At 63.5% G+C, this 7,133-nt stretch carries 5 protein-coding genes; 2 read left to right on the top strand and 3 right to left on the bottom strand.

Features of this window, described 5'->3' with window-relative positions:
* Positions 1 to 165 precede the first annotated feature (165 nt).
* Together acnA and DY926_RS02925 are read left to right on the top strand one after the other, a co-directional pair.
* Complete coding sequence (acnA, locus tag DY926_RS02930; RefSeq protein ID WP_116701995.1) at positions 166 to 2,859, top strand: aconitate hydratase AcnA; 2,694 nt, start codon at positions 166 to 168, stop codon at positions 2,857 to 2,859.
* A 221-nt stretch (positions 2,860 to 3,080) separates the two neighbouring features.
* Positions 3,081 to 3,977, top strand: a complete 897-nt coding sequence (locus tag DY926_RS02925) for a LysR family transcriptional regulator (protein ID WP_116701994.1) — start codon at positions 3,081 to 3,083, stop codon at positions 3,975 to 3,977.
* 137 nt (positions 3,978 to 4,114) lie between these two features.
* On the opposite strand, the gene DY926_RS02920 is transcribed toward DY926_RS02925, so the two are convergent.
* The 3 genes from DY926_RS02920 to DY926_RS02910 all read right to left on the bottom strand — a co-directional run bounded on the left by DY926_RS02920 (position 4,115) and on the right by DY926_RS02910 (position 7,083).
* On the bottom strand, positions 4,115 to 5,065 hold the full coding sequence (locus DY926_RS02920) for a hypothetical protein (RefSeq protein WP_186336051.1): 951 nt from the start codon (positions 5,063 to 5,065) through the stop codon (positions 4,115 to 4,117).
* Between the two features lie 105 nt (positions 5,066 to 5,170).
* Positions 5,171 to 6,442, bottom strand: a complete 1,272-nt coding sequence (locus tag DY926_RS02915) for an AAA family ATPase (protein WP_116701993.1) — start codon at positions 6,440 to 6,442, stop codon at positions 5,171 to 5,173.
* The gene (locus DY926_RS02910; RefSeq protein WP_116701992.1) at positions 6,439 to 7,083 is read right to left on the bottom strand and encodes a hypothetical protein; all 645 of its coding nucleotides are present in this window, start codon (positions 7,081 to 7,083) and stop codon (positions 6,439 to 6,441) included. Before DY926_RS02910 ends, DY926_RS02915 begins: the two co-directional genes overlap by 4 nt.
* Positions 7,084 to 7,133: the final 50 nt, after the last annotated feature.

Here is a 7,133-nt window from a genome sequence, read left to right as displayed (position 1 = left end):
GGCTCCAGCTTGTGTCGCAACCGCGTCCGGGTATGTTCTACCCCCGTTGGGAGATCAAGCCGGTTGTCCCCGGCAAGGTCGTTAACCCGCACCATGGAAACGGGCCGCAGGGACACGATCATACGGGACGATCCGTTGCTGACGCCTCGGAGGAAACAAAAGCCAATGAAGACGGTTGGGCACGACTCACTGAAAACGGGCCGTACACTGAATGTGGACGGCAAGACCTATCATTATTTCTCAATCCCGGAAGCGGAAAAGACAATCGGTTCCGTGGCCCGTCTGCCGGTCAGCCTGAAGGTGCTGCTGGAGAACGTGCTGCGGTTCGAGGACGGTCATTCCTATACCGTCGATGACGCCAAGGCCATCGCCGGCTGGCTGAAGGAAGGGCGCAGCACCAAGGAAGTGCCCTTCAAGCCCGCGCGCATCCTCATGCAGGACTTCACCGGCGTTCCCGCCGTGGTTGACCTGGCCGCGATGCGCGACGGCATCCTCAAGCTCAAGGGCGACCCGCAGAAGGTGAACCCGCTGGTTCCCGTCAACCTCGTGATCGACCATTCGGTCATGGTGGATGTGGCCGGCACGCCGGACGCCCTGCAGGACAACGTCACCATCGAGTTCGAGCGCAATGGCGAGCGTTATGCCTTCCTGCGCTGGGGCCAGGAAGCGTTCGAGAACTTCTCGGTCGTGCCGCCGGGCACGGGCATCTGCCACCAGGTGAACCTGGAATACATCGCGCAGGCGGTATGGACGGCGCATGTGGGCGGCAAGGACTATGCCTACCCCGATACGCTGTTCGGCACCGACAGCCACACCACCATGGTCAACGGCATGGGCGTGCTGGGCTGGGGCGTTGGCGGGATCGAGGCGGAAGCCGCGATGCTGGGCCAGCCGATCGCCATGCTCATCCCCGACGTGATCGGCTTCAAGCTGACGGGCAAGCTGCCCGAAGGCGCGACCGCCACCGACCTGGTGCTGACGGTCACCCAGATGCTGCGCAAGAAGGGTGTTGTCGGCAAGTTCGTCGAGTTCTTCGGCCCCGCCCTTGACCACCTGCCGGTGGCCGACCGCGCGACCATCGCCAACATGGCGCCGGAATATGGCGCGACCTGCGGCTTCTTCCCGGTTGACAAGCTGACGCTGGATTACCTGCGCCAGACCGGCCGTGACGAGCACCGCATCAAGCTGACGGAAGAATACCTCAAGGCGCAGGACATGTTCCGCCATGCCGATTCGGCGCATCCGGTGTTCACCGATACGCTGGAACTGGACCTTGAGACCATCGTGCCGTCCATCGCCGGACCCAAGCGCCCGCAGGACCGCGTCGTGCTGAAGGGTGCGGACAAGGCGTTCGAGACCGAGCTGACCGGAAGCCTCGGCGTTCCCGCCGCGGAGAAGGACAAGAAGGCGAAGGTTGCTGGCACCAATTACGAGATCGGCCACGGTGACGTGGTGATCGCGGCCATCACCTCGTGCACCAACACCTCCAACCCCGCCGTGCTGATCGCAGCCGGTCTGGTGGCGAAAAAGGCACGTGCGCTGGGCCTGAAGCCCAAGCCGTGGGTCAAGACCTCGCTCGCACCGGGTTCCCAGGTGGTGACCGACTACCTCAACCGCGCCGGCCTGCAGGCCGAACTGGACGCGATGGGCTTCAACACCGTCGGTTACGGCTGCACGACCTGTATCGGTAACTCCGGCCCGCTGGAAGATCACATCGTCGATGCGATCGAAGGCAACAAGCTGGTTGCGGTGTCCGTCCTGTCGGGCAACCGTAACTTCGAAGGCCGTATCTCGCCGAACGTGCGCGCCAACTACCTGGCCAGCCCGCCGCTGGTGGTGGCCTACTCCCTGCTGGGCACCATGCGCGAGGACATCACCACCACGCCGCTCGGTACCTCCAAGGATGGCAAGCCGGTTTACCTGAAGGACATCTGGCCGACCAACCACGAGGTCGCCGCCCTGATGGGTTCCGCGATCACGCGTGAGGAGTTCATCAACCGCTACAAGCACGTAAGCCAGGGCACGAAGGAATGGCAGGCGCTGAAAGTCGCCACCGGTTCCGAGACGTACAAGTGGGACGCGTCCTCCACCTACGTTCAGGACCCGCCGTACTTCCAGGACATCACGCCCGAGCCCAAGCCGCGTGGCGACATCATCGGCGCGCGCCTGCTGGCGCTGCTGGGTGACAACATCACGACCGACCACATCTCGCCCGCTGGCGCGATCAAGGAAAGCTCGCCTGCCGGCAAGTACCTTGAAGAGCATGGCGTGGCGAAGAAGGACTTCAACTCCTACGGTTCGCGTCGTGGCAATGACCGCGTGATGGTGCGCGGCACCTTCGCCAACATCCGCATCAAGAACGAGATGCTGCCCGGCACCGAAGGGGGCGTGTCCAAGCACTTCCCGGACGGCAAGGAAGGCTCCATCTACGATGTGGCGATGGAATACAAGAAAGAGGGCGTGCCCCTGGTCGTGATCGGCGGCAAGGAATACGGCATGGGCTCCTCGCGCGACTGGGCGGCCAAGGGCACCCTGCTGCTGGGCGTGCGTGCGGTGATTGCTGAAAGCTTCGAGCGCATCCACCGTTCCAACCTGGTGGGCATGGGCGTGCTGCCCCTGCTGTTCGAGGAAGGCACGACGCGCAAGACGCTGGGCCTGAAGGGCGATGAGACCTTCGAAATCCGCGGTCTGGACAAGATCACGCCGCGTATGACGATGACCATGACCATCACCCGCGCCGATGGCTCCAAGCAGGATGTTCCGCTGCTGTGCCGTGTCGATACGCTGGACGAGGTGGAGTATTTCCGCAATGGCGGCATTCTCCAGACCGTGCTGCGCGGCATGACCAAGGCGGCCTGATTAACCGGCCCGTTCCAGCCCCGGCTGGAATGACATGACAGAACGGCGGCTCGTACCATACGGGCCGCCGTTTTTTTATGGGAAGGCATCTATGCACATACGGCATAGGTACCTTTGCGTTACACACATATCCGTGGTGCCTTTTCTCTGTATTGTGTATAAATACGATGCCGTCTAAAGCCACATTAATGTAATAACATGTCCGGATGTGATGGGGCCCCATGGATCTGCTTTCTGCTTTGCACAGCTTTGTCCGTGTGGCGGCAACGGGATCGTTCTCTGCCGTCTCGCGGGAAACCGGAGCCAGCCAGCCGACCATCTCACGCCACATTGCCCTGCTTGAGGCCCATTACGGGGCCACCCTGTTCGCCCGCACCACCCGCAGCCTGATGATGACGGAAGACGGGCGCAGCCTGCTGCCGCATGCCTATGAAGTGCTGGAAATCCTTGAAACGGCGGAAACGGCCCTTGGTCGCCGCCGGGCCTCGGTTTCAGGACTCGTGCGGCTGGGCGTGACCACCGCGTTCGGCCTGTACCTGACCAGCCGGCTGGGCAAGCTGCTGGAGGAGCATCCGGACCTGTCGGTCGAACTGGTCATGCGTGACGGGTTTGGTGACCTGGTGGAGGAGGGGCTGGACCTCGCCATCCGCATCGGTTCCATTGCCGAAGGCTCCCTGATCGCCCGCCGCCTGGGTTCCGTGCATCGCTGTGTGATCGCCTCGACCGATTACCTTGCCCGGCGCGGCACGCCCGAACATCCGCGCGACCTGCTCAATCATCCCTGTATTGCCTACAGCTATGGCGGAACGCGTCAGGACTGGCAGTTCACCCGTAAGGGCGAAGGGGAAACCACGGTGGCCGCCAGCGGTCCCTTCCGCGCCAATAGCAGCGAGGCGGTATTGCAGGCGGTCCGGGCCGGGCTGGGCATCGGGCTGCTACCTGCGTTTCAGGTAGAGGAAGATCTGGCGGCGGGGCGGCTGAAATGCCTGCTGCCGGAATGGACAATCCCCGAACTGCCATTCTACGCAGTGCATACCGGCCCGCGCACGCTGCCGCTGCGCACCCGCACGGTGCTGGACTTCCTGATCGAGATTTCCGACGTGCTGCGACAGGGCTAGGACACGGCTCAGGGAGCCAGCCTGTCAAAAGTTTCTGGTGAAGCTTTTTCAAGACGCTTCAGGTATCGCCGCCTTTTCTGAAAAAAGACGGCACTCAGAAACTTTTATTATTTATCAATAATTTATCTGGACGATTTTCAGTCCAGCGGGTTGGCCTGTCCCGGCAGGGGGGCGGCGGGATCGCGTGCAAGGCGGGCGCGTTCTTCCGCATTCGTGGCCAGCATGTCGCTATGGAAGCCGTCATGCATCACCTGCGCCCACTCGGCTATCCATGTATCGGTGCGCTTTACAAAATCACTGGCGGCAGGCTGCTGGGGCAGCATTTCCTTGGTCCAGTCCTGTGGCGAGCGCAGGGTGCGGGTGCTGTCGGTATTGACCGGGTTGAGGAAGATGGTCACCGTCTCGACATTGACATTATGGTCACCGGCGGGGGTGCTGTAGCTCCAGCCGGTTTTCAGCAGGACGGGCGGCAGGATAAACCCTTCTTCCTTCAGCCGGTTGGCTATGACCGCCGTGCGGTTGATGGAGGAGGGATAGACCGCCGCCGTAAACCAGCATTCCATCGCGGGTGGATGTGCCGTTATCACGCGCGACATGAAGTTGCGGTCATCGTGGCAGCTTGTATCAATGGCGGCGATGGCCGATTCCGGCACGGGCTGGATGCTGCCTTCCGCGCCGATCAGGCCGGTCACGACATGTCCCTGCACCCGGACCAGAATATTCTCCAGCACCTCCCCATGCGGGCCGTTGATGACATTCATGACCGGATGCCACACACCCGCCGGTAGCGGCAGGATACGACCGGCAAACGGGATCGAGTTGGTCAGGCGGTCGGTTATGGGCATCATGGTGACGATCCCCTCACCGCTGCCGTCACCATTTCCTTCGCCCGCCGCGGTTTCGGCGGGGGGCGGGTCGGTCATGCCCAGTTTGTTATGGATGTTCGTGGCCACCTTGCCCAGCGCGGGCACAAGGCGTGTCAGGTAGCCGGGCGGGAAGATGACCGTCAGCAGCCCGAAGAGCAGGATCAGATACAGGCACCACCGCCACATCGGGGCGCGACGCCATAAACGCGAAAAAGCCGACATTCAGCAGCCCATGCCGTTCATCTGGCCACAGGCGGCAACCATGGCGGGAAAAGGGAACATCACATCAGCGGCCCGTGGCGGGCAGAGCGACATCACGGCCATGGGTCAGGGCGTGCCCCGGGCGCGGCGGGCTTCGGTGTCATCGGCAATCTGGGCCACGACCCCGTTTTCATCCGTCACCACGCGTACCAGCTTCGCACCCTGCTGGCGGGCGGTAATCAGCGAGTCGCTGATCATGTCCTCGATGGAGCGGGCCAGATCGCGTGCGCTGGCGGCCGGTCCCATGCGGTCCTGACGGCGCATGACCTGGAACAGGAGCTGCGCGTCGATTCCGCCGGTTTCCACCTTCAGGCCGTAGCTGTCGATCATCGCCTCGATCTCGAGCGCCGCCACACGGGCAATGTCGAGTCCCTCCAGCGGGCGGAACACGAATATACGGTCCAGACGGTTCAGGACTTCCGGGGCGAAGCCCGCCTGACGCAGGGCCTCGACCGACTCGGCGCGCATCTTGTCGGGTTCATCCGCCAGACGGTCCGCGATTTCGGACAGCGCCTCGGTAGCGATGTTGGATGTCAGGATGAAGATGCTGCGCACGGTGGAGATCTGCTGCCCCGTGGAGGCCTCGGTCACATGGCCATCATTCCACGCGGTCAGGAATTTCTTGAAAACGTCGGGATGCGCCTTCTCGATCTCGTCCAGCAGCACCACCGCGTCGGGCTTTTCCTTCAGCCCGCCGGTCAGCTTGCCGTAAGTGTCCGAGCCGACATACCCCTTGGGCGAGCCGAAAAGCTGGGTCGCGGCATGGGGCGAACTCATCTGCGTCATGTCAAAGCTGAGCAGCGGGCGGTCAAGCTGGCGCGCAAGCTGCTTGGCCAGGTACGTCTTGCCGGTGCCCGGCGGCCCGGCCAGCAGGAAAATCCCCACCGGCTTGCCCCGGACCTGCAGCGCCATGCGGCGGCGGAGCTGGGTAGCGATATCCTCGCACACCTGATCCTGGCCGATCACGCGCGCCCGCAGGCTGGCGGCCAGTTCCTCCGCGTCGATCACGGTTTCCTTCTGTTCGCGCGCCAGCATTTCCTCCAGCGCGCTGCGATTGGTCAGCCTGGCAAGTACGTCCATCATCCACCCCCGTCTGCGTCGGATTCCCTTGCGGGCCAGTTTCTCGGCCCGGCTCTCGAACCACAGCCCGGCCAGTGCCAGCAGGGCGCTGCCCGCAGCCAGGACCGGATATGCCGGGGCACACCATTCCATGAAATGCCGCACGCTGGCGAGAGAAAGATGTAGCGCCATGGCGGCCTGAAAGCTGCCCAGCACCAGAAAAATAACCATGAAGAGCGGCACGAGCCGCTCCATCAGGAGCGGATAAAGCGGCTTCATTGCACGACTACCCCGATCACGATTTCCGTATCCCGCGTCAGGACCGGCAGCGCCGTCGGCCCCGGCACGAAAACCGCACCCGCGTGTATGCCCGCAGGGCCAGGGTCGCCCGCGGTGGTGATGCTGACATTCCCCGCGATGCGGATGGGCAGGATCACGCTTTTGGGCTGCGGGCCAAGATGCACCGTCTGGACCAGGCCAAGCGACTGTACGTTCACGACCGCCCCGCCGCCCAGCATGTCATACATTGGCATGTCCGCCAGCACGATTTCACGCCGCTGCAACGCCGCCAGTATCTCGGCCTGCTGGGCCGGGGTATAGGATGTCTGGCGCAGCATTTCCGCCGCCCGGTCGGGGGCGATCATGGGCATCTGGCCCATCATGTCCGGCCTGTTCTGCACCGGGGCGTTGAGCTGCAGGTGGCCGTTGCCATCCGTGCCACGCCCCCCGGCATCCGCCGCCATGGGCGCGGTCTGGCTGCCGTTGCTGTTCTCGCGCGCGGCCATGAAGCCACCCGTGCCCAGCCCGCCACCCGCCACCACGGCGGCGATCAGCCCCACCACGACCAGCCTGCTGCGGCCGGGCTGGCGTTCACTGCGTTGTTCCCGTTCGGGTTCCAGCGGTGAGGGCGAGGGTGTCATGGCCGCATAATGTGGGGCATGTGGCGGATATGGCAAGACGATTAAGGGAG

Source organism: Komagataeibacter melaceti, from assembly GCF_003403295.1.
Lineage (GTDB): Bacteria > Pseudomonadota > Alphaproteobacteria > Acetobacterales > Acetobacteraceae > Komagataeibacter > Komagataeibacter melaceti.
This window is presented reverse-complemented; position numbering and strand designations above follow the sequence as displayed.